Below are 25,073 nucleotides of genomic sequence, written 5' to 3'. Positions count from 1 at the left end.
CTCCCCATTGCTTCGTCACTCAGCGAAAATTCGTTCGATCTTTGCTAGCTCATACTGACATCTGGGCCGGTATCGACGCGAGAAAGGTTGCCCTAACTGGGATTCGCGAAACCCTTTGACCTGCGACTTAGCCTTCCGGGGCCAGCATGGCACGTAACATAGACAACATCTCCGAGCGCGATCCGGCGCCTAGCCGGCGACGGATTCGGGCGACATGATGCTCGACCGTCTTCGCCGAAATGAACAATTGGGCCCCGATGTCGCGGTACGGCATACCTAGTAGCAAGAGTTCGGCGACTTCGCGTTCGCGATGCGACAGCGGCGATCCCGACGCTGGCTGATGCGGGGTCGACGGGGTCGTACCCTCTGGTTCGTCGCCGGTCAGCCCGCGGGGAACGTCGCCCGGGGTCGCACCCAATTTCAGATCCCGGGCCAGTTGCAGCATCGCTCCGGACACCCTGCCGTCGGGCGTTTGCAGCGCGGCCTGTCCCGCCAGCCGGGTCGCGTCCGAGGTCAGCCCGACATGCGCTAGCGCGCGGGCCGACGCGGTCACCTCGTCGGCGTCGACCTGGTTGGCCAGGACACGTAGCCAGGTGCGGCCGGAACCCGACAGGGCGTGCGCGAGGGTGCTGGTTGCGGCCGCCGCACCCAGGGCCTGCCCATGCGGGGCGACCAGATCCGGCGCGTTGGTGAGGATTCCCGCGTGTACGCCGGCCCAGTGCAGTGGGATTGCCCACAAAATCGGGTTGCCCAGCGACTCCAGCAGGGTGAACGCCTGCTCCAGGGCGTGGCGCACCTGTTCAACCTGGCGTATCCGGGCGGCGCCCACCCACAATTCGCCCAACGGCAGCAGCGCGAACAAGTCGATGGAGTACTCGGCGAGCACCTCCATGCCTGCGTACCAATGCTTTTGCAGCGCGCCGGTATCACCGCTGCGACGAGCGATCGCCGTGTGCAGCGCCGCTGCCCACAACGCGTCGCGCCGGTGCAACCCGGCGAAGCCGACCGCCGTGACGTCCGCACTGGCCGAGGCTAGCTGGCCGTCCTGCATCTTGATCCAGCCGGACAGCAAGGTGTGCCGGGGCGCAAATAGCGCGTCGCCGTCGGTGCGACACGCGCGCCCGATCACGCTGTGGGCGCGGACGGGATCGCCGCCGTGGATCGCGGCCAAGGTAACCAGCGCGGCCGGGCTATCCGGAATGACTTCGCTCACAGGGTGTTCGGCCGCGATGGCCTGGCCGAGTTTCGTCATCGCGGCAGGATAGGGCTGGTCCATGGTCAGCAGCAGACCCTCGGCCAGACTGCGCGCGGAACGGGCGGCCATCGTCGGTGGACCGGAGTCCTTGAGGCGTAGCGCGGCACGTGCCGTCGCCAGATCGCCGGTCGCGGCGAGCGCGATCGCGGCGGCCGCGCCGACCACCGCGTCCGGGTGCGGGCCGAGCCAGCTGAACAATTCCGCCGCCTGATTCGCGTTGCCCTCGTGGGCGGCGACACTGGCCGAAATCCGGACTGCCGCAGCGCGTTCAGCGGAATCGGCGGAGCCCAATAGCTCGTCGGCTAGTGCTGCTGCGGCAGCGCAGTCTCCGTTGAGGGCCAGCGCATCGGCGAACCGAGACGTCAGACCTTCGGCGCCGGCATTGACGGCGGCCTGGTAAATCCTTGCAGCCCTGGCGGATTCGCCACGCGCCGCCGCGGCTTGCGTTTCGAGGATGGCCGCCAATCGGTCGTCTTTGAGCCCGTGTTCGGCGAGCCGCAACGCGAATTGCGACGAAACCGTCGACATGTCGAGTTGTGAACGCAGCAGCGCGGTTTCGACCTCACGATGGTGGGCATTTCCGGCGACCTGCGCGATCGCGCCGTGTACCAGCTGTAGGAACTCGGGGGTGTGCGACGGCTCGATCAGCCCACTGGCCCGCGCCCGATCGACCAACAGGCGTGCGTCAGTCGCCGAAATTCCCAGTGCCGCAGCCACATCGGCCGCTCCCAAATCCTGGGTCAGCGACATGATGAGAAGCGTGTCCAGGTCGGGTTCGTCGAGCCAGCGCAACCGCGCCATCAACGCGAAGTTGGCGGCCTGGGCCGGGGAGTGCGTGCCCTCGGATGTGGCGTGCACCAGAAATGGGAGTCCCGCGGTGCACGCCACGAGGTCTTCGGCGACGGGAAGGGGACCCAGCGAGATGCGCGGTCGATCCCGTTCCATCGCCACGGTCAGATCCCGCAGGCGCTCCTGCGGCTCGGCGGCCAGCACGACCGTGGTGCCCGGGTCGGCGAGGCGCTCGCTGAGGCTGGCCAGTTCGGGCTCGCTCAGCAGGTGAGCGTCGTCGATCACCAGCGCGGCGTCGGGTGGATCGCCGGCCCGGGGAGGGCGTGCGAGCACGGTTAGCCCGGACTGTCGCAGCGCGTCGCGGGCGGCGGCAAGGGCGGTGGTCTTGCCGGTTCCGATGCCGCCGCTGACCATGAGCTTCACCGGAACCGTCGGCGCGTCGGCCAGGGCGAGCGAGACTTTTTCGGCGATACGAGAGTCGCTCATGTCGCGAAACCCCCTAATCGGCGCTGCACTCGTGGTCAGGCGTGGTTTTTTCACCATAGCCGCACCAACCCCCGTATCCGGGTAGCCATCCCCGTAGCCCTGTGATTCCCCTAAGGCAGCACCCCCTAATACCGTCGGGCGGCTGGTGGGTTGTGCACCGATCACATCGCCCGGTGGAGTCGATAGCATCGTGGTAATTGACTGGGCGGTCCCTGTGGACGCCGGCGGTAAGCGCGGAGTACGGCAAGGAGGTGCGCGGGATGGCAAACTCATTGCTCGACTTCGTGATCTCGCTGGTGCGCGACCCCGATGCCGCGGCGCGCTACGCGGCCAACCCCGCGCAGTCCATCGCGGATGCCCACCTGACCGATGTGACCAGCGCCGATGTGAACAATCTGATTCCCATGGTGACGGATTCGCTGTCGATGGGCACTCCGGCCACCCCTACTTCGGGCGCGCTGGCACCCGATCATGGAAACGTCTGGGCAAGCGGTGCGGCCGCGGCCGCTCTCGATGCATTCACGCCGCACACCCCCGCCGGGGTGGTCGATTCGCACGGTCTGGCGGGCAGCGTGATCCATCAGCCGTCGATCCCGGCGCCCGTGCAACCATCGACCGATCCGCGGCCACTGGGTATTGACTCTCCTGGGGCATCGGTGCAGCTCACTGGTGTCGAAACGCCGGACACTCCGGTCGACCATGGGGGGTTCCCCGCGCATGACCTCAGCCTCTGGGACCACCCGGTCACCCATTCGCATCCCGGCGAGCCGGAGCACCACGACTTCGGCCTGCACGGCTGAATCTGTGCCGCCGCCGTCGAATTTCGCGGTCTGAGCTGCAATAATACCGCCTGATAGGGGCATCTTTGGCGTGCGTTGGGGCTGCCCCGCATATCCCCTAATCCCCTAACGGGGTGCCCCCATGGATCCCGGTGGGGTCCCGGTCAGCTGGGGGATCCGTCCCCGATTCCGAGCAGGGCCGGAGTCCATAGCGTGTATTGCAGAACGCCGGTCGATCCGGCGAGGGGACTTGAAGGGGAATCAATCATGGACCGGCTGATCCAATACATCATGGAGTTGTTTGCCAACCCGAACGCGGCCCAGGCTTTCGTTTCGGGTCCCGGGCAGGCCATGACCGACGCAGGCTTGGTCAACGTGGCTCCGGAGGAGTTCGCCTCGGCGGTGGCCAGCGCCGTCCCGGGTGTGCCTCTCGGCGTCGGCGACCCGATCGGTGGGTTGCAGCAGGTGCTCACCGACCAATACGGCTTTGCCCCGGGTTATGGCGGCTTCGACCAGGGCTATGGGGGCTACGACCAGGGTTATGGCGGTTATGACGCCGGATACGGCGGATACGACCCGGGCTACGGGTACGGACCCGGCCTTGTGGGCGCGGTTGCCCAAGACGCGGGTGCCCTGGTCGGTGACGCGATTGCCCCGGTTGTCGACGGCGCCGGCGCTGCACTCGGCCTCGGTGGTGCGATCGTTGGCGACTTGGGTGGCGCGCTGCTCGGTGGCGTCAACGCCGGACTGTACGGCGGCGGCTACGGCGGGTTCGGCTTTCAGCCCGGTTGGGGCGGATTTGGTCCCGGCACCGGCGGGTTTGGTCCCGGTTTCGGACCTGGCTGGGATGGCTTCCGCCCGGGCTGGGGCGACGGACGGCCTGGTTGGGGACACCACGGATGGGACGACGGACGTCCCGGCTGGGGACACGGCTGGGGCGACGGACGGCCTGGTTGGGGACACGGCTGGGGTGACCGGCCTGGGTTCGGACCCGGTTGTGGCCCCGATTGGGGCGGTACGGGCTGTGGCCCCGGCTGGGGCGGCTTCCGGCCTGGCGTGGGTGAATTCGGCCACGGCCCCGGCTTTGGTGGCGGTTTCGGCGGAGAGTTTGGTTTGGGCGTCGGCCTCAATGCCGGCCTGGGTCTTGGTGGTGGCTTCGGCGGACACACCGGCTTCGGACTCGGCGGTGGCGGTCTGACGGGCATCGGGTTGGGTGCCCAGACCGGATTCGGTGGCCGCGCCGGTCTTGGTTTCGGCGGCGAGGGCGGCGCTGGGCTTGGTGGTGGCTTTGGTGGACACACCGGCCTCGGTCTGGCCAGTGAAGTCGGACTCGGCGGTCGCGTCGGTATCGGTCTCGGTGGCGAGAGCGGCTTTGGTGGCCGCGCTGGTTTCGGTGAGGGCGTCGGGCTGCGGGCCGGTGGCGGCCTTGAAGGCGGTGCCGGGTTCCATGGCGGCACGAGCCTTGCCGGTGAGAGTGGTCTTGGTGGCCGCGCCGGTTTCGGAGAAGGTGTTGGGCTGCGGGCTGGGGGTGGCCTTGAAGGCGGCGCTGGGTTCGGTGGCGGCGCGGGTCTTGGGGGTGAGGCTGGTCTCGGCGGTCGCGCCGGAGTCGGTGCCGGATTCAACGGCGGCGCCGGATTTGGTGGCGACGCTGCGGGCCACGCCGGTGTTGGTCTGAGGGGTGAAGCCGGCGGTGGCTTCGGCGGTCAGGCCGGTGGTGGCCTGGGCGGCGGAGTTGGCGCTGGTAGCCAGGTCGGCGGCGGGTTTGGTGGTCAGGCCGGTGGTGGCCTGGGCGGCGGAGTTGGCGCTGGTAGCCAGGTCGGCGGCGGGTTTGGTGGTCAGGCCGGTGGCGGGTTGGGTGGTCAGGCGGGCCTGGGTGGCCAGGCTGGTGGTGGCTTCGGTGCTGTTGCTGGTAGCCAGGTTGGCGGCGGGTTTGGCGGTCAGGCCGGTGGTGGCTTTGGTGTTCAGACCGTCGGCGCCGTCGGCGGCGGGGCCGGTGGTGGCCTGGGCGGCGGAGTTGGCGCTGGTAGCCAGATCGGCGGCGGCTTTGGCGCTGGTGCTGGTAGCCAGGTTGGTGGCGGCTTGGGCGCGGGCGGTCAGGCAGGGCTCGGGGGCCAGGCTGCTTTGGCAAGCCAGGCGAGTTTCGGTGCTGGCGGTCAGGCTGCAGGTGGCTTTGGTGGTCAGGCCGGTGGCGGGTTCGGTGGTCAGGCGGGTCTGGGTGGGCAGGCTGCCCTGGCGAGCCAGGCGGGATTCGGTGCTGGTGGCCAGGCTGGTGGTGGCTTCGGTGCTGGTGCTGGTAGCCAGATCGGTGGCGGCAATGTCGGCGCGGCCGGCAATGCAGCGTTGGGCGCAAGCGGTCAGGCGGGGTTGATCGCTAGCGAGGGCGCAGCGCTGAACGGTGCCGCCGCTCCTCACGTGGCGGGCCCGCTCGGGGGTGTAGGCGTCGGTGGTCAAGGCGGTGCCGCCGCAGCCGGCGGAGCTGGTCTGGGCATCGGCGGGGCGCGCAGCAGCAGCACGTTGAGCGGCGAGGGCGGCCTGGGAGGCCACGCGACACCGCAATCCGCAACTGTTGCCGGCGGTGCAGGTTTGGGAAGCCACGCTGAAGCTGGCAGCGGCATCAACGCAGGGGTCGGCGGCGCAGGTATCGGCGGACACGCTGGAGCCGGCGGTGCTGCGGGGGCCGGTGTCGGCGGGGGCTTCCCGGCCGGTGGAGCTGGCGGCGGCATCAACGGGGGTGCCGGCGGTGGAGCTCACGGCGGCATCCTCGGCCAGGAGGGCGCCACGCTCGGAGGCGGAGGCGGCGGCGGTGTCGCGGGCAACGGCGGCATCGGCGCTCAGCACGGCCCGGCCGGGCCGGCTGGACAGGGCCCGGTAATTCAGGGCGGCGGCGGTGCCGGGGGTGGTGTTGGTGGTCACGCGACGCCGCCGTCGAACCCCGGCTCGGTCTTCCCGGGTGGGGGCTCCGCGGGTGCTGGCGGCCACGGCAGCGCGGGCGGTCCGGTGATCCACGAGCCGGCGCAGCAGGCACCGGTTCAGCACTCGCCTGCGCCGGTCCAGCATTCGCCGGCCCCGGTCGAGCACTCGCCCGCTCCGGTTCAGCATTCGCCGGCGCCAGTGCAGCATTCGCCGGCTCCGGTCGAGCACGCCCCGGCACCGCACAGCCCGTCGGTGTTCGAAGGCACTCCGCACGCACCGGCCCCGGTGCATGCTCCGGCTCCGGTGCACGCGCCCGCGCCGACGCACGGCGGCCCGCACGGGTAACGCGCGGACATAGCGAAACGGCGGGGATCTTTTGATCCCCGCCGATTCGCGCGCATACCGTAATCACAGATGCGAGAAAGTGGGGAACCGCGGTGACTCAAGCCAGTGATCCGAGGCGCGTCAGCGTGATCGTCGAGCTGATCGACCACACCATCGCCATCGCCGAACTCAACGAACGCAACGACCTCGCGCAGCGGCTCACGCGCGCCCGCGAACGCATCACCGACCCAAAGATCCGGGTGGTGATCGCCGGGCAGCTCAAGCAGGGCAAGAGTCAGCTGCTCAACTCGTTGCTCAACCTGCCGGTGGCCCGAGTGGGCGATGACGAGGCCACCGTGGTCATCACCGTCGTCAGCCACGGCGAACCACCGTCGGCTCGACTGATCGTGGCCGCCGGTCCCAACGGCGAGCCCGCGCCCGTCGACATCCCGATCGACGACATCAACACCGACCTGCGACGCGCGCCGCAAGCCGGCAGCCGTGAAGTGCTGCGCGTCGAGATCGGCGCGCCCAGCCCGCTGCTGCAAGGCGGGCTCACGTTCATCGATACCCCGGGCGTGGGTGGCCATGGGCAGCCGCACCTGTCGGCGACGCTCGGCCTGCTGCCCAACGCCGACGCGCTGATCATGGTCAGCGACACCAGCCAGGAACTGACCGAACCGGAGATGTGGTTCATCCGGCAGGCGCATCGGATCTGCCCGGTCGGTGTGTTGGCGGCGACCAAGACCGACCTCTATCCGCACTGGCGCGACATCGTCGGCGCCAACACCGCGCATCTGCAGCGCGCCGGCGTGCCGATACCGATCGTGCCGGTGTCGTCGCTGCTGCGCAGCCACGCCGTTACGCAGAACGACACCGAACTCAACGAGGAATCCAACTTCCCGGCGATCGTCAAATTCCTCAGTGAGCGGGTGCTCTCTCGCGAGACCGACCGGGTGCGCGACGAGGTGCTCCGCGATATCCGTTCGGCCGCAGAACAATTGACGATGGCTGCGGGCTCGGAACTCGCGGTCGTCAACGATCCGGGGCTTCGTGACCGGCTTGGCGAAGACCTGGAGCGGCGCAAGCGTGACGCGTTGGACGCACTCGAGCAGACCGCCCTGTGGCAGCAGGTGCTCAACGACGGATTCACCGACCTGAGCACCGACGTCGACCACGACATGCGAGCCCGGTTCCGCGCGCTCACCGAAGACATCGAGCGCCAGATCGATTCGTGCGACCCGACTCGGCACTGGGCCGAAATCGGCAGCGACGTCGAGGAAGCGGTCGCCACCGCCGTCGGGGACAACTTCGTGTGGGCCTACCAACGCGCCGAGGAGCTGGCCGACGACGTCGCAAATTCGTTCGCCGCGGCCGGGCTGGATTCGGTGCTGACTCCCGAGCTGAGTCAACGCGCGATGGGCGAGGACTTCGGCCAGCTCAAATCGGTGTCCGACCTCGAGTCCAAGCCGGCCGGCAAGGGCCAGAAAGTCGTTTCCGGGCTGCGTGGTTCCTACGGCGGGGTGGTGATGATCGGCATGTTGTCCTCGGTGGCGGGGTTGGGTCTGTTCAACCCGCTGTCCATCGGCGCCGGGCTGGTCCTGGGCCGCATGGCCTACAAGGAGGACAAGGAGAACCGGCTGCTGCGGGCGCGTGCCGAGGCCAAGACGAATGTCCGGCGCTTTGTCGACGACATCTCGTTCGTGGTGGGCAAGGAATCGCGCGACCGGCTCAAGATCATCCACCGCACGCTGCGCGACCACTACCGCGATATCGCCAACGAGATCTCCCGTTCGCTCAACGAATCGCTGCAGTCCACCATCGCCGCGGCGCACATGGAAGAAGCCGAACGCGACAACAAGGTCCGAGAACTCGAGCGCCAGTTGAATATCCTGAACCAGGTCACCGACAATGTGGACAAACTAACGCCACAGGTGACCGTAGGACGGGTGTGAGCACGAGCGATCGAGTCCGAGCGATTTTGGGCGGGACCGTCCAGGCCTACCGTGGTGAGCCGGCATTCCGGAACCGACCCGAGGTTTTCTACGAACTGGACCGCATCGGCGCGCGGCTGAACGAACCGATCCGCATCGCCCTGGCCGGCACCCTCAAGGCCGGAAAGTCCACTCTGCTCAACGCTTTGGTGGGGCAGGACATCGCCCCGACCGATGCCACCGAAGCGACCCGGATCGTGACCTGGTTCCGGCACGGGCCCACCCCGAAGGTCACCGCAAACCATTGGGGCGGAAGGCATTCCAATGTGCCGATCAATCACAGCTCCGGGCTGACGTTCGACTTTCGGACGCTCAACCCCGCCGACGTGGCCGACCTGGACGTCGAGTGGCCCGCCGAAGAGCTGGTCGACACCACCATCATCGACACCCCGGGAACATCGTCGCTGACGCGCGAGGCCTCCGAGCGCACGCTGCGGCTGCTGGTCCCCCCCGACGGGGTGCCGCGGGTGGACGCGGTGGTGTTCCTGCTGCGCACCCTCAATGCCGCAGATGTCGCCCTGCTCAAGCAGATCGGGCAACTCGTCGGTGGGTCCGCGGGCGCACTGGGCATCATCGGGGTCGCGTCGCGGGCCGACGAGATCGGCGCGGGCCGGATCGACGCGATGCTGTCGGCGGCCGACGTGGCTCAGCGATTCACCAAGGAGATGAACGAGACGGGCATCTGCCAAGCGGTGGTGCCGGTCTCGGGACTGCTGGCGCTGACCGCGCGCACGCTGCGCCAAAGTGAGTTCATCGCCCTGCAGAAGCTCGCCGCGGCCGATAAGACCCAACTGAGCAAGGCCATGCTGAGCGTCGACCGTTTCGTGCGCGTCGACAGCCCGCTGCCCGTCGACGCGGCGACCCGCGCCCAGTTGCTCGACCGGTTCGGCATGTTCGGTCTGCGGATCTCGCTCGCCGTGCTGGCCACCGGTGTCGCCGACGCCGCGGGGCTGGCCGACGAATTGCTGGAGCGCAGCGGGCTGGTGGCGCTGCGCGAGGTCATCGATCAGCAGTTCGCGCAACGCTCCGACATGCTCAAGGCGCACACCGCGCTGGTGTCATTGCGCAGGTTCGTGGAGGCGTTCCCGATCGTCGCGACGCCCTATGTCATCGCCGATATCGACCCGCTGCTGGCCGACACCCATGCTTTCGAGGAGCTTCGGCTGCTCAGCCAATTATCTTCTCGCCCAACGATGTTGAACCAAGATGAAATCGCGTCACTGCGTCGCATCATCGGCGGGTCGGGCACCCGCCCGGCCAGCAGGCTGGGTCTGAATCCCCAAGGCGCCGACCCGCAGGAGGGGCCGCGGGCGGCGTTCGCCGCGGCGCAACGCTGGCGCCGCCGGGCCGAGCATCCGCTCAACGACCCGTTCACCACCAAGGCCTGCCGGGCCGCGGTGCGTAGCGCCGAAGCGATGGTGGCCGACTTCGCCGCGCACGGCTCTCACATTCAGCCGCGTTAGAAGCGTCGCCACGGCCAGTGCCGCTCGCGTTCGGTCGGCAGTGGCGGCGTAAACGTCGTCGTGGGCGGTGGGACCGTCGTGGTGGGCGGCGGTTGATAGGTCGTGGTCGGCGGTTGATAGGTCGTAGTGGGCGCCTCGGTGGTCGTCGTCACGGGCGCTTGGCTGGTGGTCGTCGGTGGCGGTGGTGGTGCGATCACTGTCTCGGTGGGAGTGTCGGTGATCGTCACGGTCTGCTCCGGGGGCGGTGCCGTCGGTTGACTCGGCGGGGTCTGCACCGGCCTCGGGTTCTCCTCGCCCAGGGTCAACGCCAGGATCGTGGCCACCAGGATGGCTGCGCCGGCGGCGACCAGGCTCAAGACCACGGCGGGGCGCTTGTACCACGGCGGGGCTTCGGTGGCGTAAGGCTCATCGTCCGCATCCTCGAAACCCATTGCGTCGCGGACATATTGGCCGCTGTGCTCGGGACCGGTGTAGGGGACGGGATCTTCCTCGTCTTCGTCCTCCGACCAGGCCAGCGGTGCTTCTTCTTCGATCCGGGCGCGTGGGATCGCTTGCGTCATGTCGGCCGGCACGGCGGGCGCCAATTGCGTCGCGTTGTCGACGGGAGGGCTCGGCACCGCGCCCGGCGAGGGATGTTGCAGACCGAAGGTGGCCGCACCCAGGGCGGCGGTGAACGCGGGTTGGGGTGCGGTGTGCACCGGCACTCCGAGACGTTCGGAAAGGCGGGTGGCGAGCAGCGGAATGCTGGCACCGCCGCCGACGGTGGCCACAGCGGCCAGGTTTGTCGTCGGAATCTCGTTGTGCCGCAAGATGTTTTCGAGTGCCGTGACGAATTCGTCTAGCGGTCCGGAGATCAGCTCCTCAAATTCGTTGCGGGACAACTCGATATCCTCGCCGGTTACCGCCGGGACCGTGGTGACCGGCGCCGTCGACAGATTTTCCTTGGCGGTCCGGTATTGATCGAGCAGGCGGGTCAGCGATCCCATCCGCGACGTGGCGGCCAGGCCGCCTGAGCTGTCGCTCGGCACGACGTCGCGCATGCGGTCGAGGATGAGCTGGTCGATCCCGTCGCCGGAGAATTCGCGGTACCGCACCGACGGGCCGATCTGCGCAAAGTCCGACCCGGCGTCGCTCAGCGTGACGGTGGTGCCGCTGGCACCGAAGTCGCACAACGCGACGATGCCGTCGGTCGGGAAGTCCGGTTCGGCCCGCAGCGCGGTGAGCGCGGCGGTGGCATCGGAGATCAGCGCCGGCGGCACGCCGCCCGGAGCCAGGCCCGGCTGGGCAAAGAATTCCTCACGCAGGGCCGCGGACTGCTCCGGCGACCAGTAGGCGGGGACAGCGATCGTGACAGGGGTTCCGTAATCGACCGTGCGGGCCATCGCCTCGAGCGCTTCGACCGTCAGCGCGTCACCGAGGTACTTGGTGCCGTCGGCTGCCACCAGCGGAGTCCGATCCCCGACCCGTTCGACGAATCCCCGCATCACCAGGCCGGAATCGGCCGGGTCCGGATTTTCCTCCGGTAGGCCGACTTCGGATGTCCGCTGGTCAAACAGGGTGAGCACGGATCGGCGAGTCACCGCATCGCCGCCCGCGCGGGCCGCGACCAGGTTGGCCATCCCGATGGACAACCCGAGCGACTCGGACATCTGGCATACCTCTGTGCGTTGTCGTAAATGCGGCTGTGAGTTCCCGCGAGTCTAGGTGGGAGCCCTTTTCACAGGCCGGGCGGCAGCGTGATCTCGGTCGGTAGCCCCGGCAGCGCGGGCAGCGTGATCACCGACGGCAGCTGGGGCAGTGGGTACCCCTCGCGCGACGGCGTGGTCGGTGTGGTCGTGCTGGCGGACGGCGGCGTGTCCTCGGTGGACGCCGTCGGAGCGTCGGTGGGTGTGGTGGTCGCCTGCTCACTCGGCGGAGCCACGCTCGTGGCGCTCGACGGCCGGATCGTCGTCGTAGCGGTGGGCACGGGGGTGGTGTTGGTGACCGGTTCCTGTGGCGGGGCGCCGTGCATGAGCTGGATGATGCCCCAGACGATCAGCGCGATCAGCACCGCGATGAGAAGGCCCCACCCGGCCAACGCGATTGGTTTGCGCCAGCCCGGAATCGGGTCGTCGGGATCGGGCTCCGCGCTGCCGTAGTCGTCGTCTCCGTAGTGGATGAAGACGGTCGGGTCGTCGTCGACGAAATAGTCTGCCGGCGCGTGCCTTGCCATGGTCGCCGAGACTACTGGGGCGGGTTGGTCCGGGGTGGGTCCCACACGGGCGGCTTCCGATCGGCCGCCAAACGTTGACCTAATTGCAATCAACTCGTTAGGGCAACGCGGGGATGGTCGTCGGAAGCCACGACGGCCAGTGCCGCCGATGCGTGGGTTGCTGGTTCGGCTCGTGTACTGGTGGCTCGACGGCGGTGCTGGTGGGTGGCGCCGTAGTCGTCGTCGTTGTGGTCGTCGGCGTCGGCGACGTCGTGGTGGTCGTGGTCGTCGTGGAGGTGGTCGACGGCGTCGTGGTCGTGGTGGTCTTCGGGTTGCTGGTGGTGCCCTGGTCTCCGACGAGCTGGATGATGCCGTAGACGATCAGGGCGATCAGGATCAGCACCGACAGGCCCCAGAGGATCAGCCCGACCGGCTTGCGGTACCACGGGGTGGGCTCGGCCTCCTGGTCGAAAGGATCCGGCGGGGGCTCGACCGGGTCGGCAGCGGGCGGCGGCGGTTCATCGGCCGACGGACGATCGCCCCTACCGACGTCTCTATATCGCGTCGGCTCGTTGTTGAAGTTGTCCGGTGGGCCTGCCACGGCACCGATCGTACTGACCAGCGTTAGAACGTGTTGACCTTCTCGACGCTGACGAACCTATATGCGCGTTTGGTGCGCCAAGCTGCGTTTGCAGGGCCACGAATCTGCAGCTCATACCGCCGGTTCTGGCGGTGACGAAAGGTTGCCGCAAGGTCTACTGCCGACTGGTTGCCAACCGGACTCGGCGTCCGGCGAGCTGCCGAGACAGCCACTGCGAGGTAGGAGGGTCAAACCAACCGCGTGTCTTGTTACCGCCCTAAACTCATCAACGTGGCCGATGTTCTTCGGGTCAGAAGTGAGTGGCTGCAGGTGTTGGCAGCGCACTGCGAGGTGCTCTCGCCGGAAGCAGGGCGCTTATGAGCGTGATTTACGCCGAACTGGCCGAAAAGCTCGATTCCGGTCACGACGAGATAGGTGCCGTACTTGCGAAGGCACGCGGCGTCAGACTCCCGCCATCCCATCGACACGTTCACGAATCAGGTCGGCATGCCCGCAATGGCGGGCGTACTCGGCGATCATGTGGGTGTAAATCCAGCGCAGACTCACCTCGCTGCCCATGAACTCGCTCGTGTCATCAAGCCCACGGGCAGCGCAATTGGCGCGCGCAGCCGTGATCTCGTCCTGCCAGATTCGTGCTGCGGCACGGTACGACGACTGTGCCGATACCTCGAATCCCCCGTCGTGATCTTCGGGATGATCCCGAGGCCCGAAAATCGGTGGCGCCGCCTCCCCGGCAAGCACCCGGCGAAACCAATTCCGTTCCACCTCCGCCGCGTGCTGCACCAGCCCCAGCAGCGTCAAGCTCGACGGCGGCGCCGAGGCGACCCGCAACTGCTCGTCATCGAGGCCCTCGCACTTCAACGCCAACGTCACACGATAGAAGTCCAGCCAGCTCTCCAGCGTCGTGCGCTCATCGGCGTTCAGTGGCGGCATCGGCCGCTCTATCGGAGTCACGCTCACCGATGCTGCCATCCCGTCCCGACATCACCGCCCCGGATTGGCGTGCGAGGTGAAACAGGTGATCGCGCTCCGCTTCGTCGAGTTGTAGCGCAGAGGCCAACGCCTCGAGCACGCCGTCGTGCCGCAGTCGCGGTGCTAGCGGTCCCAGCCGGATGGCACGTTTGTAGGGTCCAGCGTGACCGTCAACCGCCGCATCTTTTGCCTCGGTCGCCAAGCGAGACGGTACGGCGGCTGACTCGGAGCTGAAGGCCTCTGGCTTGCAATCGAAATGCCACGCTCATCGGGTTCGGACGAACGAATTGCTGCCGTCGATTGACGATCCGCTATGGATCGCCGCCGAGGTCTCCGTTGCCGCCCCCGCTGAGCAAGCGCTCCAACAATGCCAGGGTCTGGTCAACGAGCGTGTCAACGGTGCGGTCCAAATCGATGGCCTGCTTTGTCAATTGACCGTCCGTCCATAAGGACGCCATGCCGTGCCCGAACGCCCAAAGGGCAACGGTGAGCACCGCGGCGTCGGTCTCGGCGATCAGTTCGCCGCTCACACAGGATCTGACGACATCGGCCACAGTTCGAAAGACGGAGTTGCGAGCTTCGTGGCCAGCGCGCCCGTTGGGCGACTCGGATAACTCGGGTCGGAACATCAGACTGAAGTAGGCGGGCCTGGCTTGCGCGAAGCTCAGATACGTTCGCACTATAGCTATCAGTGCGGGCACGGGTCGGTCGACTTTGGCGCCAGCCAGTTCCAATTGGCGCGCCAACTCCGCGAAGCCACGGTCGGAGACGGCGGCCAGCAGGCCAGCTCGGTCCGAGAAGTGGTTGTAGGGCGCCCTGGGACTGACTCCCGCACGTCGGGCCACCCGGCGCAGACTCACCGCACCGATTCCCTCCGTTTCGATGAGATTGAGGCAGACATCTATCAGGGTCTCGCGGAGGGTTCCGTGATGGTAGCTGGTCCGTACCTCAGGCACCTGCCGAGCATATGTGACTGGTTGACGAGCAATTTCATATGTATACACTGCATACATATCGTCGGCTACCTGGATCGGAGTGACGGGATGTCCAAACGTGTGCTAGTAACCGGCGGCACCGGGTTCGTGGCCGGCCACGTCATTCAGGAACTGCTGGATCATGGCTATCTGGTGCGGGCGACCGTGCGGCGCACCACAATTGCCGCGCTGCCCCTCTGCGTCGAGATCGTGCGGGCAGACCTAGATGCAAACGACGGGTGGGCCGAAGCCGTCGCGGACTGCGACTACGTCCTGCACGTGGCATCACCATTCCCCGCCACCGCCCCTGACGACGAGGAAGAGCTGATCCGGCCCGCGGTCAACGGCACTGTGCGGGTGCTGAGGGCGGCTGCCGCCAGTGGCAGCGTGAAACGAGTCGTGCTGACCTCCTCGATCGCGGCCATCACGGCCGGCCACGACCCTCGGGACCCCACAGTGCGCACCGAAGCGGATTGGGCTGTTGTCGACGGCTGCCCGCCGTACCAAAAGAGTAAGACCCTTGCCGAGCGTGCCGCTTGGGACTTCGTGGAGGGATTGCCGGCGGCGCAGCGGTTCCAGCTGGTCGTCGTCAATCCCGGCTGGGTGCTCGGGCCCGTGGGCGCAGGGTCGGTCGGAACTTCGGTGGACCTGTTGCGTCGTCTTCTGGTCAGGGATGTGCCGGGGCCGCCCCGGATGGCGATGGCGCCCGTCGACGTCCGGGACCTCGCCATCGGGCACCGGCTGGCGATGGAGGCGCCCTTGGCCGCGGGCAACCGGTACATCCTGGCGGGCGAGGAAATATGGATGCCCGATGCCGCACGCATCCTCGCAGCGGAGTTCAAATACCGCGGCTTTCGTGTGCCCACGCGCACGGTGCCGAGCTGGGTGCTTCGACTATCGGCACGGTTCGTCCGGTCGCTGCGAATCGTCCCGTACTTCCTGGACCGGCACGACCGCGTCAGCGCGGCGAAGGCGCAGCGCGATCTGGGCTGGACGATGCGGCCTGTCCGCGAGTCCATTGTCGACACCGCGACGAGCCTGATCGAAAGGGGCATCGTTGTACCGGGATGACTTCCGGACAGCCGACTGTGCGGATACAAAATCATGGCACTATTCGTCCTCGCCACACCCGGCAAGTAGCGCATCTTGTCCTCGCGGCAGCCCTCCCGGGTCGAGCAATTTGCCGCGATTCGCCGTGACGCCCGCGCGGGCATGTCGGGGCGAGAACTTCAACGTCACCACGGAGTTGGCTGGCGCACGGTGCAAGCGGCACTGGCGGACCTATTCGATGACGACCTGGACGGGGTCGCCGGCAGCCTCGACGTGGCGATCAAATCCGCTGCGGACGCACTGCAGACCAAATCGGCCCAATAACGAGACTGTCTCTTCGGCGCCTAGAACGTGTTGACCTTCTCGACGCTGACGAACATGCCGTGCCCGGTGTGGCCGTTGGTGAACCGGGTGCCGGCTTCGGAAGCGTCGATCGTCCAGCCCTGCGCGTCGTAGGTCTTGTAGTCGATCGTGACGGCGGGGATGGCGCCCAGGTTGCCCAAAATCCACTGCACAGAGCCGCCGGAGGTGATGTGGACGCCGTTGGCGTGCTCACCGTCCTGCAGCGGTGAGTCGGTGAACGGCGCTTCGCATCCGACGCTGTCCTTGTTGATCTGGCAACGCGTGACGCCGGACTTGGTCTCGATGAAGACGTAGCCGTTCTGGTCGGGCGGCAGCGGAATGGCGCCGGCCGGTGCGGTCGGGTTCGCCGGCGTCGACGGCGGGAGCGCGATGGGGTTTGACGGCGGCGCCGCCGTGATGCTTGGCCGCGGCGTGGGGAACGTCGGTTCGGTCGGTCCAGTGCCCGGTACGGCGACCGGCTTGCCGTCGATGACGGAGCTGCAGCCCGACATCAGCATGGGACTGGCCAGCAGGGCCGCGAGCACCAGCGAACCGCCTGCCAGGCCCCGCCGGGCATTCTGCGAAAACCGCACGCGTCGCTCCCCGAAGATCTGAATTGTCAGACGTAGATTACGCGGAGTGCGTGGAAATGTGCTGCGGTGACACGCTTTTGAAATGCCGCCGATGGCAAAGTGTTATCGCTGGGCGACGACCTCCATCGGACTGTCGCTATGCCAGCCGGCGAATGCATCATTGGAGGGTGCGGTTACCGCAGTCCATTGATCCGCCACACCACGTCGGAGTCTTGCTCGCCGCGGGCGCCGGGCGCCGGTATGGCAAGCCAAAAGTCTTGGTAGCAGGCTGGCTTGAGATCGCGGTCGGCGCGCTGCGCGACGGGGGCTGCACCGACGTCGTCCTGGTCTTGGGTGCCGCCGAGGTCGCGGCCCCGCCGGGTGTCACGGCGATCACCGCCTCGCACTGGCACGACGGACTCAGCGCGTCGGTGCGCGCCGGCCTGGCCGAGGCCGATCGCCTGGGCGCCGACTACGCCGTGCTGCACGTGATCGACACTCCCGACGTGGGCGCCGACGTCGTGGCGCGGGTGCTCGGCCGCCTGACGGATAGCGGGCTGGCGCGCGCGTATTTCGGTGACCGGCCCGGACATCCGGTGGTGATCGCGCGCCGGCACTGGCCCGACGTACTGGCCCGGATAGCCGGAGATCAAGGCGCCGGGGCGTATCTGCGCGACCGCCACGACGTCGAGATCGTCGACTGCAGTGACCTTGCCGGCGGTCAGGACGTCGACGAGCCCGGCTAGGTCACAGACCCAGCAGCTTCTCCGCGTTGAGGTGGCTGATGCGTGCCCGCTCGTCGTCGGTCAGCGGGAGCTTGTCCAGGAATGCGCGGGCCGTCTTCATCGACCCGAACGGGTAGTCAGCCGAAAATGCCACTCGGTCAATACCGACGTGGGCCACCAGGTTTGCGTAGGTCGCCTCGTCGTTGAAGTTGGCGAACGTGTAATGCACGTTGCGCCGCAGGTAGGTGCTGACGGGGTGCTTGAGCCCGGTCAGTTCCGGCTTCAACGTGGCGTCGAATCGCGGCAGCATGAACGACGTCCCCTCGCCCATGTGCCCGATGATGATCTGCAAATCCGGGTAGCGGTCGAACACACCGCCGAGAATCAGTCGCAGCACGTGGGTGGCGGTGTTGATGTGCCAGCCCCACCCCACCGTCGCGAATGCGAACGTGACCTCAGGGGAGAACCCCGCGTAGCTGGACTCGATGACGGCTGCCGGCGGGATCGTCGGGTGCAGGTAGATCGGGGCGTTCAGCGTCGCCGCGCGATCGAGAATCGGCTCGAAGAAGGCGTCATCCAGATAGCGACCTTGGCTGTGCCCGTTGATCACCGCGCCGACGAAGCCGAGCTTGCGCATCGCCCGATCCAGTTCGTCGGCCGCCGCGTCGGGCGCGCTGATCGGCACCGTCGCGAAGCCCGCCAACCGCTCGGGGTAGCGGGCGACCGCCGCCGCGAGTTCGTCGTTGCATTCGCGGGCCAGCTCAACGGCTTTCGGGCTGTCCAGCTGTTCGACACCCGGCGCGGCCAGCGACAGCACCGCCAGATCGATGCCCGCCTCGTCCATGGCCGCGATGCGGCCGTCGCCGAGATCGGCGATGGGTTCGATCACGCCCGCGCGCGACGCGAGCCAGCTACCCGGCGCGCGCAGGAATCCCGCTGTGGCGTAATGCTCTTCGAGTGCGATGGTGCGCACTTGGTGGTCCTTACGTCTCCAGCACGCGGTTGGCTGCGGTCCAGTAGGGCAGTTCGTCGCGCTTGGCGGCCCAGCGAATCGTCTTGGTGTACCCGTATTCCGCGAGCGTCTCCTCGGCGTGCTCGCGCCCGAATCCGCTGTGCCCGACGCCGCCGAATCCGGTGCCGATCGCGATCCGGACATAGTTGTTGACGAAGACGGCGCCGGCCCGGATCTGTCGGCTCACCCGCAACGCGCGATCGCCGTCCTGGGTGAACACCGCCGCCACCAGTCCGAACGGAGTGCTGTTGGCGATCCGTACCGCCTCGCCCTCTTCGCTGAACGGGATCAGCGTGACGACCGGTCCGAAGATCTCTTCCCGGGCGACCCGCATCCGCGGAGTCACGTCGGTCAGCACGGTCGGTGATACGTAGAAGCCGTCGGCCAGGCGCGGGTCCTCGGGCAGCGGCGCCTGGGCGGCGATGCGTGCGCCTTCGGCCACGCCGAGCTTGAGGTAATCCAGCACCTGCTTCTGCTGCGCGCGCGTGACCAACGGCCCGACGTCGGTCGTCGGGTCGGCACCGTCACCCACCCGCAACCGGGTCACCGCCTTGCACAGCTTCGCGGCGAACTCGTTATAGATCTTGTCCTGCACCAGGATTCGCGATGACGCGGTACACGCTTCGCCCTGATTGAAGAAGCCGCCGTCGATTGCGGCCATCAGCGCCTCGCGCATATTGGCGTCGTCGAACACGATCAGCGGGTTCTTTCCGCCCAGCTCCATCAGCGTCGGGGTGAGGTTGCAGGCTGCATTGCGCATCACCGCCGAACCCGTCCGCGGCGACCCGGTGAAAGACACCTTGCCCACCAGTCGGTGTCCGGCGAGCGCGGCACCCACCTCGCCCTTGCCCGGTACGGCGTGCACCACGCGGTCGGGCAGCACCGACTGAATCAGTTCCACCATGCGCAGCACGACCGAGGGCGTCTGCTCCGGTGGCTTCAGCACGACGGCGTTACCGACGGCGATGGCGGGAGCGATCTTTCCGGCGGTGTGGATGGGTGGCCAGTTGAACGGCACGATGGCCGCGATCACCCCATACGGCTCGAGCGTGGTGACGTCCAGGACCGTGTTGTGGTCACGCGCCTTGTTCGGCATCGATTCCACGATGCTGCTGAAGAATTCGAAGATGGAGATTGCCGCTTCGAGGTCGAATTGGCGCGCCTGGACGATCGGCTTGCCCATTTCCCGTGACTCGAGCATCGCGAGTTCGTCCGCGTGCGCACGGATGACCTCGGCGATCTGACGCAGGTAGGCGCCGCGTTCCCGGGCCGGGCGCTGCTTCCAGCGCAGGTGTGCGGCATGGGCTTTGCGCACCGCCTGGTCGACCTCGTTGGGCCCCGCGCCCTGGACCACGGTGACGGTTCGGCCCGTCGCGGGGTTCTCGACGACGAACTGGTCGTCGGTGGAGGGAGACGACCAGCGTGTTCTGGTTCGAGTCAGGGCGGGAGCTTGCAGAGTCATTGGCACATCCAGCAAGGTCGGGGATTGGGGTGGTCGACGGGCGGTCAGGCACGCTCGACCAGGTCGACGCTACGTTTACCTGCGGCATCAGGGCCAACGACATGTTCTGATGGGTATTAGCACGGGCGGTGATAATGGCTGGATGGAGCTGCGCCATCTTGAGTACTTTCTCGCCGTCGCGGACAACCATAGCTTCACCGAGGCGGCGAAGAAGTTGCATGTCGTCCAATCGGGCGTGTCAGCGACGATCAAGGCCCTCGAGCGCGAACTCGGCGCGGAGCTATTTGTGCGGGGGTCGGCCGGCGTCGAGCTGACTCCGGCGGGCGAGGAGCTGCGCCCTCGCGCCCGCGAAACCCTGGACGCCGCCCGCGCGGCCAAGGACGCCGTCAACGCCACCCGGGGCTCGGTGCGCGGCACCGTCACGGTGGGGATTCTGACGTCGATCAGCGTGATCGACATGCCCGCGGTGCTGGCCGAACTGCACACCCGGCATCCCGGAGTGACGGTGCACTTGCGCGCCGCCAGCGCGGGATCGGCCGGACTCGCCGGCCAGCTCCGCGACGGCGATCTCGACGTCGCCTTTCTGGTTTTCACCGGACCGCCCCCGGCCGACCTGAATGCCCGTCTGGTTGCCGCGGTTCCGCTATTGCTGGTCGTACCCGCCGATCATCCACTGGCCCAACGGGACTCGGTACCACTGGCCGAGTTGGAAGGCATGTCGTTCGTCGACAGCCCACCGGGATACGGCACCAGAACGGTGATCGACAATGCGTTCACCGCCGCGGGCGTCGAACGGACCGTCGCGGTGGAGGTTGCCGACCTGGGCACCGCCGCGACCTACATCCGAAACGGCCTGGGAATCGGCTTTCTCAGCTGGACCATTCTCGACGAAATCGACGATTTCGGCTTGGCCACGCTGCGGGTCAGCGACTACGACCTGGAATGGCGGTTGTTCGTCACCACGTCTGCGGCCCGGTCGACCAGCGCGGCCACCCGCGCGGTGCTCGCGCTGATAGAGGAGGTCGCTGCCCGCTGAATCACCCTGCGAGGGGCATCTTCTCGGGCTCGAGCAGCGGCGCCCCGTAGCCGTAGCGATCGATGACCTCGGCCCAGCGCTCCGTGATGATCGCGCGCTGCTCGGTCGACATCTCATACTTGTTCGTCCGGTAGGCCGCCTTGTCGCCGAGGTATTGGCGCAGCCGCGGCAGGTACCGATCGAAGTCGCCCAGGTCCAGGTGCTCGTACATCTTGCGCAGCTGCGCCTCGGGATCTCCGATCAGATCCTCGTAACGCAATTCGTAAAACCTTGACGGGTCAACGAGTTCGCGCCCTTCGTCCAGCTTTCGATGCAGGTCGAGGTAGTTGGACAGGACGTTTTCATTCAGTCCCTCGAATGTCGGCCGTTGCAGGCCGTGGACGACAGAGAACGCTTTGAACAGGTTGACGGTCGACGGGTAGACGACGTACGGATCCCGGACGATGTGGATGAACTTGGCCTGCGGAAATATCTCCAGCAGCACCTTGATCCGGAAGCTATGTGTCGGACTCTTCAAGACGATTGCCTTGCGGCGGCGGAAGTACACCTGCTGCACGAACCGGAAGAAGGTCTGTTTCCACGTTTCCAGTTCCCGCGCGCTCAGCTTGTCCATGTCCAGGTACTGCTCGTCCTGGGTCGGCCGGTTCGGGAACGCGATGGTGAGGTACGGCGAGGGCAGTCCCAGCATGCACCAGGCGAATTCGTCTTCCTGCGGGTGCGCCATGCTCATGTCCATGTTGTCCATGGCGCGGTGCTTCGACGTCAGAAACTCCGCGAATCGGGCAAACCGCTGGGTCAGCAAAAAGTGGTGCGGCGCAATGCATTCGTAGGTCGTGGGACCGGTGTGGTGATCGTCGAGGACCATCATTTCGTGCAGCATGGTGGTGCCGCTGCGCCAGTGTCCGATGATGAAGATCGGTGCATCGCCGATCGCCGTGTCGGCGACCCGTCTGCCGAACAGGATGTTCTGCCACATGCCCAGGAAAGAGTTGACGACGGACAGGACCGTGTAGAGCACGGCGTAATGCCAGCGGCTCCAGTGCACGGCGAAGCGGTTGCGAGTGAGCAGGCGCATCCAGGCGGTGAAGTTACAACCGATCCACAGCGGCGCGGCCCATTCGTGCCACCACCCAAATCGCAACATCGAAGGGCCGGCCTTCATCGCAGGTGGGAACAACAAGATGGGGTTGCGCGTCGCACAACGACGACCCGAGGAGCAGCCATGACGCTTCGCCCTTCTCGTGGAGGAACTGGGACAGATGTACTAGTGACTGGGGACGCTACTAGTTAGTTGTTCTACGCATGCGCAATTAACCAGAACGTCATTTTCGGGAAACAGCGAATTTGAGATCGGCGCCGTCTGGGCTGATGACCGGGCCAATCGCGACCTTCAGAAAAATCCTAAGCCCCCCGGGAACAAGCTCCCGACACCAATCGTTGGGATGAACGACAAGTTGAGTGACCCGGACTCAATACTGGGTTGACAGGCCGACGGCCTCAGGGGCAGGCTTGAGCGGGGTTCACTCAGCATAGTGGCACCAAAGAAGCTCTACACAATCAGGAGGAATCACTATGGCTCGTGCGGTCGGTATCGACCTCGGGACCACCAACTCCGTCGTCGCAGTCCTGGAAGGTGGCGACCCCGTCGTCGTCGCCAACTCCGAGGGCTCACGCACCACTCCGTCCGTCGTCGCCTTCGCGCGCAACGGTGAGGTGCTCGTCGGCCAGCCCGCCAAGAACCAGGCGGTCACCAATGTTGACCGCACTATCCGTTCGGTCAAGAGGCACATGGGCACCGACTGGTCCATTGAGATCGATGACAAGAAATACACCGCTCAGGAGATCAGCGCTCGGGTGCTGATGAAGCTGAAGCGCGATGCCGAGGCGTATCTGGGCGAGGACGTCGCCGACGCGGTCGTCACCGTGCCGGCGTACTTCAACGACGCCCAGCGTCAGGCCACCAAGGAAGCCGGCCAGATCGCCGGCCTCAACGTGCTGCGCATCGTCAACGAGCCGACCGCGGCCGCACTGGCCTACGGCCTGGACAAGGGTGAGAAGGAACAGACCATCCTGGTCTTCGACCTCGGCGGCGGTACCTTCGACGTCTCGCTGCTCGAGATCGGCGAGGGCGTGGTTGAGGTTCGCGCCACCAGTGGTGACAACCACCTCGGTGGGGACGACTGGGATGACCGTGTCGTCGAGTGGCTCGTCGACAAGTTCAAGGGCACCAGCGGAATTGACCTGACCAAGGACAAGATGGCGATGCAGCGGCTGCGTGAGGCCGCCGAGAAGGCCAAGATCGAGCTCTCGAGTTCGCAGAGCACCTCGATCAACCTGCCTTACATCACCGTCGACGCGGACAAGAACCCGTTGTTCCTCGACGAACAGCTGACCCGCGCCGAATTCCAGCGCATCACCCAGGATCTGCTCGACCGCACGCGTCAGCCGTTCCAGTCGGTGATCAAGGACGCCGGCATCTCGGTGTCCGAGATCGACCACGTGGTGCTGGTGGGTGGTTCCACCCGGATGCCCGCGGTCTCGGAACTGGTCAAGGAGATGACCGGCGGCAAGGAGCCCAACAAGGGCGTCAACCCCGACGAGGTCGTGGCCGTTGGTGCCGCGCTGCAGGCGGGTGTCCTCAAGGGCGAAGTGAAAGACGTTCTGCTGCTTGATGTCACGCCGCTGAGCCTTGGTATCGAGACCAAGGGTGGCGTGATGACCAAGTTGATCGAGCGCAACACCACGATCCCGACCAAGCGGTCGGAGACCTTCACCACCGCCGATGACAACCAGCCGTCGGTGCAGATTCAGGTCTTCCAGGGTGAGCGCGAAATCGCTTCGCACAACAAGCTGCTCGGCTCCTTCGAGCTGACCGGTATTCCGCCGGCTCCGCGCGGTGTCCCGCAGATCGAGGTCACCTTCGACATCGACGCCAACGGCATCGTGCACGTCACGGCCAAGGACAAGGGCACCGGCAAGGAGAACACGATCAAAATCCAGGAGGGCTCCGGCCTGTCCAAGGAGGAGATCGACCGGATGATCAAGGACGCCGAGGCGCACGCCGAGGAGGACCGCAAGCGTCGCGAAGAGGCCGACGTCCGCAACCAGGCCGAGTCGCTGGTCTACCAGACGGAGAAGTTCGTCAAGGAGCAGCGCGAAGCCGAGGGCGGGTCGCAGGTTCCCGAGGAGACGCTGTCCAAGGTCGACGGCGCGATCGCGGACGCCAAATCGGCGCTGGGCGGCACCGACATCTCCGCGATCAAGACGGCGATGGAGAAGCTGGGCCAGGAGTCTCAGGCGCTGGGTCAGGCGATCTACGAAGCCACTCAGGCGGCCGGGGGACAACCCGGCGGCACCGAGTCCGGCGGCTCATCCTCCGCTGATGATGTCGTGGACGCGGAGGTGGTCGACGACGACCGGGAGTCCAAGTGACCGAAGGCAATCCGCAGGAACAGGTAACTGTCACCGACAAGCGGCGGATTGATCCCGAGACCGGAGAAGTACGGAATGTCCCACCCGGCTCCCCAACAGGGGCGCCGGGCGGGGCGGCCTCCGGGTCGTTCGCAGGCGAAACTCCGGAGGAGGCAGGCAAGGCGGCCGAGCTGCTCGCCGATCTGCAGCGGGTGCAGGCCGACTTCGCCAACTATCGCAAGCGTGCGCTGCGCGACCAGCAGGCCGCGGCGGATCGGGCCAAGGCCGCCGTCGTCACCCAATTGCTGGGCGTGCTCGACGATCTCGACCGCGCGCGCAAGCACGGTGACCTGGAGTCGGGCCCGCTGAAGTCGGTTGCCGACAAGCTGATGAGCGCACTGACCGGACTCGGTCTGGTGGCGTTCGGTGCCGAGGGCGAAGATTTCGACCCGGTGCTGCACGAAGCCGTCCAGCACGAGGGTGATGGCGGCGAGGGCTCAAAACCGGTGATCGGCACCGTCATGCGCGAGGGCTACAAACTGGGCGAAAACGTATTGCGTCACGCTCTGGTGGGCGTCGTCGACACCGTCGCGGGTGAGGGCGCAGCCGCTGCTGCATCCGAGCCCGCCAAAACCGAACCGGCCGACACGAACGATAACGCCGACACCTCCGGTGAATAAGGCACAGAATCAGCACGACAGAATTAGCGGAAGGTGAGAGGA

The 25,073-nt window shown here is 66.8% G+C and carries 20 protein-coding genes and 1 pseudogene; 10 read left to right on the top strand and 11 right to left on the bottom strand.

Annotation, left to right across the window (positions count from 1 at the left end; translation table 11 throughout):
* Positions 1-127 precede the first annotated feature (127 nt).
* Positions 128-2,530 (bottom strand): isoniazid response ATPase/transcriptional regulator IniR, encoded by a 2,403-nt coding sequence (gene iniR, locus LMQ14_RS25250; RefSeq protein ID WP_267732336.1) that lies wholly within the window; start codon positions 2,528-2,530, stop codon positions 128-130.
* Between the two features lie 260 nt (positions 2,531-2,790).
* Here iniR and LMQ14_RS25245 point away from each other — a divergent pair, with 260 nt between their 5' ends.
* From LMQ14_RS25245 to iniC, 4 genes are all read left to right on the top strand, one after another.
* A complete protein-coding gene (locus LMQ14_RS25245; protein WP_267735675.1) occupies positions 2,791-3,330 on the top strand; it encodes an Rv0340 family IniB-related protein in 540 nt (179 codons plus the stop codon).
* Positions 3,331-3,576: 246 nt separating this feature from the next.
* A complete protein-coding gene (locus tag LMQ14_RS25240) occupies positions 3,577-6,567 on the top strand; it encodes an IniB N-terminal domain-containing protein (RefSeq protein ID WP_324291087.1) in 2,991 nt (996 codons plus the stop codon).
* A 92-nt stretch (positions 6,568-6,659) separates the two neighbouring features.
* Complete coding sequence (locus LMQ14_RS25235) at positions 6,660-8,501, top strand: dynamin-like GTPase family protein (RefSeq protein WP_267732335.1); 1,842 nt, start codon at positions 6,660-6,662, stop codon at positions 8,499-8,501.
* Positions 8,498-10,003, top strand: coding sequence for an isoniazid-induced dynamin-like GTPase IniC (gene iniC, locus LMQ14_RS25230; protein WP_267732334.1), 1,506 nt, complete (start codon positions 8,498-8,500; stop codon positions 10,001-10,003). The genes LMQ14_RS25235 and iniC overlap by 4 nt, the downstream gene beginning before the upstream one ends.
* Here the strand turns inward: iniC and LMQ14_RS25225 are convergent.
* The 6 genes and pseudogenes from LMQ14_RS25225 to LMQ14_RS25200 form a co-directional block, all read right to left on the bottom strand.
* Entirely contained in the window at positions 10,000-11,652 is a 1,653-nt protein-coding gene (locus tag LMQ14_RS25225) for an Hsp70 family protein (RefSeq protein WP_267732333.1), read from the bottom strand. The genes iniC and LMQ14_RS25225 overlap by 4 nt on opposite strands.
* A gap of 68 nt (positions 11,653-11,720) precedes the next feature.
* Positions 11,721-12,215 (bottom strand): oligopeptide transporter substrate-binding protein, encoded by a 495-nt coding sequence (locus LMQ14_RS25220; protein ID WP_267732332.1) that lies wholly within the window; start codon positions 12,213-12,215, stop codon positions 11,721-11,723.
* 97 nt (positions 12,216-12,312) lie between these two features.
* On the bottom strand, positions 12,313-12,804 hold the full coding sequence (locus LMQ14_RS25215) for a hypothetical protein (RefSeq protein ID WP_420714719.1): 492 nt from the start codon (positions 12,802-12,804) through the stop codon (positions 12,313-12,315).
* 432 nt (positions 12,805-13,236) lie between these two features.
* Positions 13,237-13,749 carry a DinB family protein gene (locus tag LMQ14_RS25210; protein WP_267732330.1) on the bottom strand — a complete coding sequence of 171 codons (513 nt, stop codon included), beginning with the start codon at positions 13,747-13,749 and terminating at the stop codon, positions 13,237-13,239.
* A gap of 19 nt (positions 13,750-13,768) precedes the next feature.
* Positions 13,769-13,873 (bottom strand): annotated as a pseudogene (locus LMQ14_RS28220) (transcriptional regulator); the annotation flags it as partial.
* Between the two features lie 205 nt (positions 13,874-14,078).
* Positions 14,079-14,723, bottom strand: coding sequence for a TetR/AcrR family transcriptional regulator (locus LMQ14_RS25200; protein WP_267732328.1), 645 nt, complete (start codon positions 14,721-14,723; stop codon positions 14,079-14,081).
* An 87-nt stretch (positions 14,724-14,810) separates the two neighbouring features.
* Here LMQ14_RS25200 and LMQ14_RS25195 point away from each other — a divergent pair, with 87 nt between their 5' ends.
* Together LMQ14_RS25195 and LMQ14_RS25190 are read left to right on the top strand one after the other, a co-directional pair.
* Positions 14,811-15,812 carry an SDR family oxidoreductase gene (locus LMQ14_RS25195; protein ID WP_267732327.1) on the top strand — a complete coding sequence of 334 codons (1,002 nt, stop codon included), beginning with the start codon at positions 14,811-14,813 and terminating at the stop codon, positions 15,810-15,812.
* A 75-nt stretch (positions 15,813-15,887) separates the two neighbouring features.
* Positions 15,888-16,115: a hypothetical protein gene (locus tag LMQ14_RS25190; RefSeq protein ID WP_267732326.1), complete on the top strand. Its 228-nt coding sequence runs from the start codon at positions 15,888-15,890 to the stop codon at positions 16,113-16,115.
* A 20-nt stretch (positions 16,116-16,135) separates the two neighbouring features.
* Here LMQ14_RS25190 and LMQ14_RS25185 read toward each other — a convergent pair whose 3' ends face one another.
* Positions 16,136-16,651, bottom strand: coding sequence for a hypothetical protein (locus tag LMQ14_RS25185; RefSeq protein ID WP_267735673.1), 516 nt, complete (start codon positions 16,649-16,651; stop codon positions 16,136-16,138).
* 242 nt (positions 16,652-16,893) lie between these two features.
* Here LMQ14_RS25185 and LMQ14_RS25180 point away from each other — a divergent pair, with 242 nt between their 5' ends.
* Complete coding sequence (locus LMQ14_RS25180; RefSeq protein WP_267732325.1) at positions 16,894-17,451, top strand: nucleotidyltransferase family protein; 558 nt, start codon at positions 16,894-16,896, stop codon at positions 17,449-17,451.
* A 1-nt stretch (position 17,452) separates the two neighbouring features.
* Here LMQ14_RS25180 and LMQ14_RS25175 read toward each other — a convergent pair whose 3' ends face one another.
* Together LMQ14_RS25175 and LMQ14_RS25170 are read right to left on the bottom strand one after the other, a co-directional pair.
* The gene (locus LMQ14_RS25175) at positions 17,453-18,403 is read right to left on the bottom strand and encodes an amidohydrolase family protein (RefSeq protein ID WP_267732324.1); all 951 of its coding nucleotides are present in this window, start codon (positions 18,401-18,403) and stop codon (positions 17,453-17,455) included.
* Positions 18,404-18,413: 10 nt separating this feature from the next.
* Positions 18,414-19,904, bottom strand: a complete 1,491-nt coding sequence (locus LMQ14_RS25170; protein ID WP_267732323.1) for an aldehyde dehydrogenase family protein — start codon at positions 19,902-19,904, stop codon at positions 18,414-18,416.
* Positions 19,905-20,046: 142 nt separating this feature from the next.
* Between LMQ14_RS25170 and LMQ14_RS25165 the strand changes: the two genes are divergently transcribed.
* Positions 20,047-20,940, top strand: a complete 894-nt coding sequence (locus LMQ14_RS25165; protein WP_267732322.1) for a LysR family transcriptional regulator — start codon at positions 20,047-20,049, stop codon at positions 20,938-20,940.
* 1 nt (position 20,941) lies between these two features.
* On the opposite strand, the gene LMQ14_RS25160 is transcribed toward LMQ14_RS25165, so the two are convergent.
* Positions 20,942-22,102, bottom strand: a complete 1,161-nt coding sequence (locus LMQ14_RS25160; protein WP_420714573.1) for a sulfotransferase family protein — start codon at positions 22,100-22,102, stop codon at positions 20,942-20,944.
* A gap of 410 nt (positions 22,103-22,512) precedes the next feature.
* Between LMQ14_RS25160 and dnaK the strand changes: the two genes are divergently transcribed.
* Positions 22,513-24,372: a molecular chaperone DnaK gene (gene dnaK, locus LMQ14_RS25155; protein ID WP_267732320.1), complete on the top strand. Its 1,860-nt coding sequence runs from the start codon at positions 22,513-22,515 to the stop codon at positions 24,370-24,372.
* Positions 24,369-25,031: a nucleotide exchange factor GrpE gene (grpE, locus tag LMQ14_RS25150; RefSeq protein WP_267732319.1), complete on the top strand. Its 663-nt coding sequence runs from the start codon at positions 24,369-24,371 to the stop codon at positions 25,029-25,031. The genes dnaK and grpE overlap by 4 nt, the downstream gene beginning before the upstream one ends.
* The last annotated feature ends 42 nt before the right edge of the window (positions 25,032-25,073 follow it).

Origin of the sequence: Mycobacterium sp. Aquia_213, from assembly GCF_026625985.1 — a bacterium.
Classification (GTDB): Bacteria; Actinomycetota; Actinomycetes; order Mycobacteriales; family Mycobacteriaceae; genus Mycobacterium.
This window is presented reverse-complemented; position numbering and strand designations above follow the sequence as displayed.

Coding starts and splice junctions, on each gene's coding strand:
- LMQ14_RS25170 (WP_267732323.1), bottom strand. CDS start 19,904: ATGACTCTGCAAGCTCCCGCCCTGACTCGAACCAGAACACGCTGGTCG.
- iniR (WP_267732336.1), bottom strand. CDS start 2,530: ATGAGCGACTCTCGTATCGCCGAAAAAGTCTCGCTCGCCCTGGCCGAC.
- LMQ14_RS25245 (WP_267735675.1), top strand. CDS start 2,791: ATGGCAAACTCATTGCTCGACTTCGTGATCTCGCTGGTGCGCGACCCC.
- LMQ14_RS25160 (WP_420714573.1), bottom strand. CDS start 22,102: ATGAAGGCCGGCCCTTCGATGTTGCGATTTGGGTGGTGGCACGAATGG.
- LMQ14_RS25165 (WP_267732322.1), top strand. CDS start 20,047: ATGGAGCTGCGCCATCTTGAGTACTTTCTCGCCGTCGCGGACAACCAT.
- LMQ14_RS25240 (WP_324291087.1), top strand. CDS start 3,577: ATGGACCGGCTGATCCAATACATCATGGAGTTGTTTGCCAACCCGAAC.
- LMQ14_RS25195 (WP_267732327.1), top strand. CDS start 14,811: ATGTCCAAACGTGTGCTAGTAACCGGCGGCACCGGGTTCGTGGCCGGC.
- LMQ14_RS25185 (WP_267735673.1), bottom strand. CDS start 16,651: ATGCTGATGTCGGGCTGCAGCTCCGTCATCGACGGCAAGCCGGTCGCC.
- LMQ14_RS25220 (WP_267732332.1), bottom strand. CDS start 12,215: ATGGCAAGGCACGCGCCGGCAGACTATTTCGTCGACGACGACCCGACC.
- dnaK (WP_267732320.1), top strand. CDS start 22,513: ATGGCTCGTGCGGTCGGTATCGACCTCGGGACCACCAACTCCGTCGTC.
- LMQ14_RS25225 (WP_267732333.1), bottom strand. CDS start 11,652: ATGTCCGAGTCGCTCGGGTTGTCCATCGGGATGGCCAACCTGGTCGCG.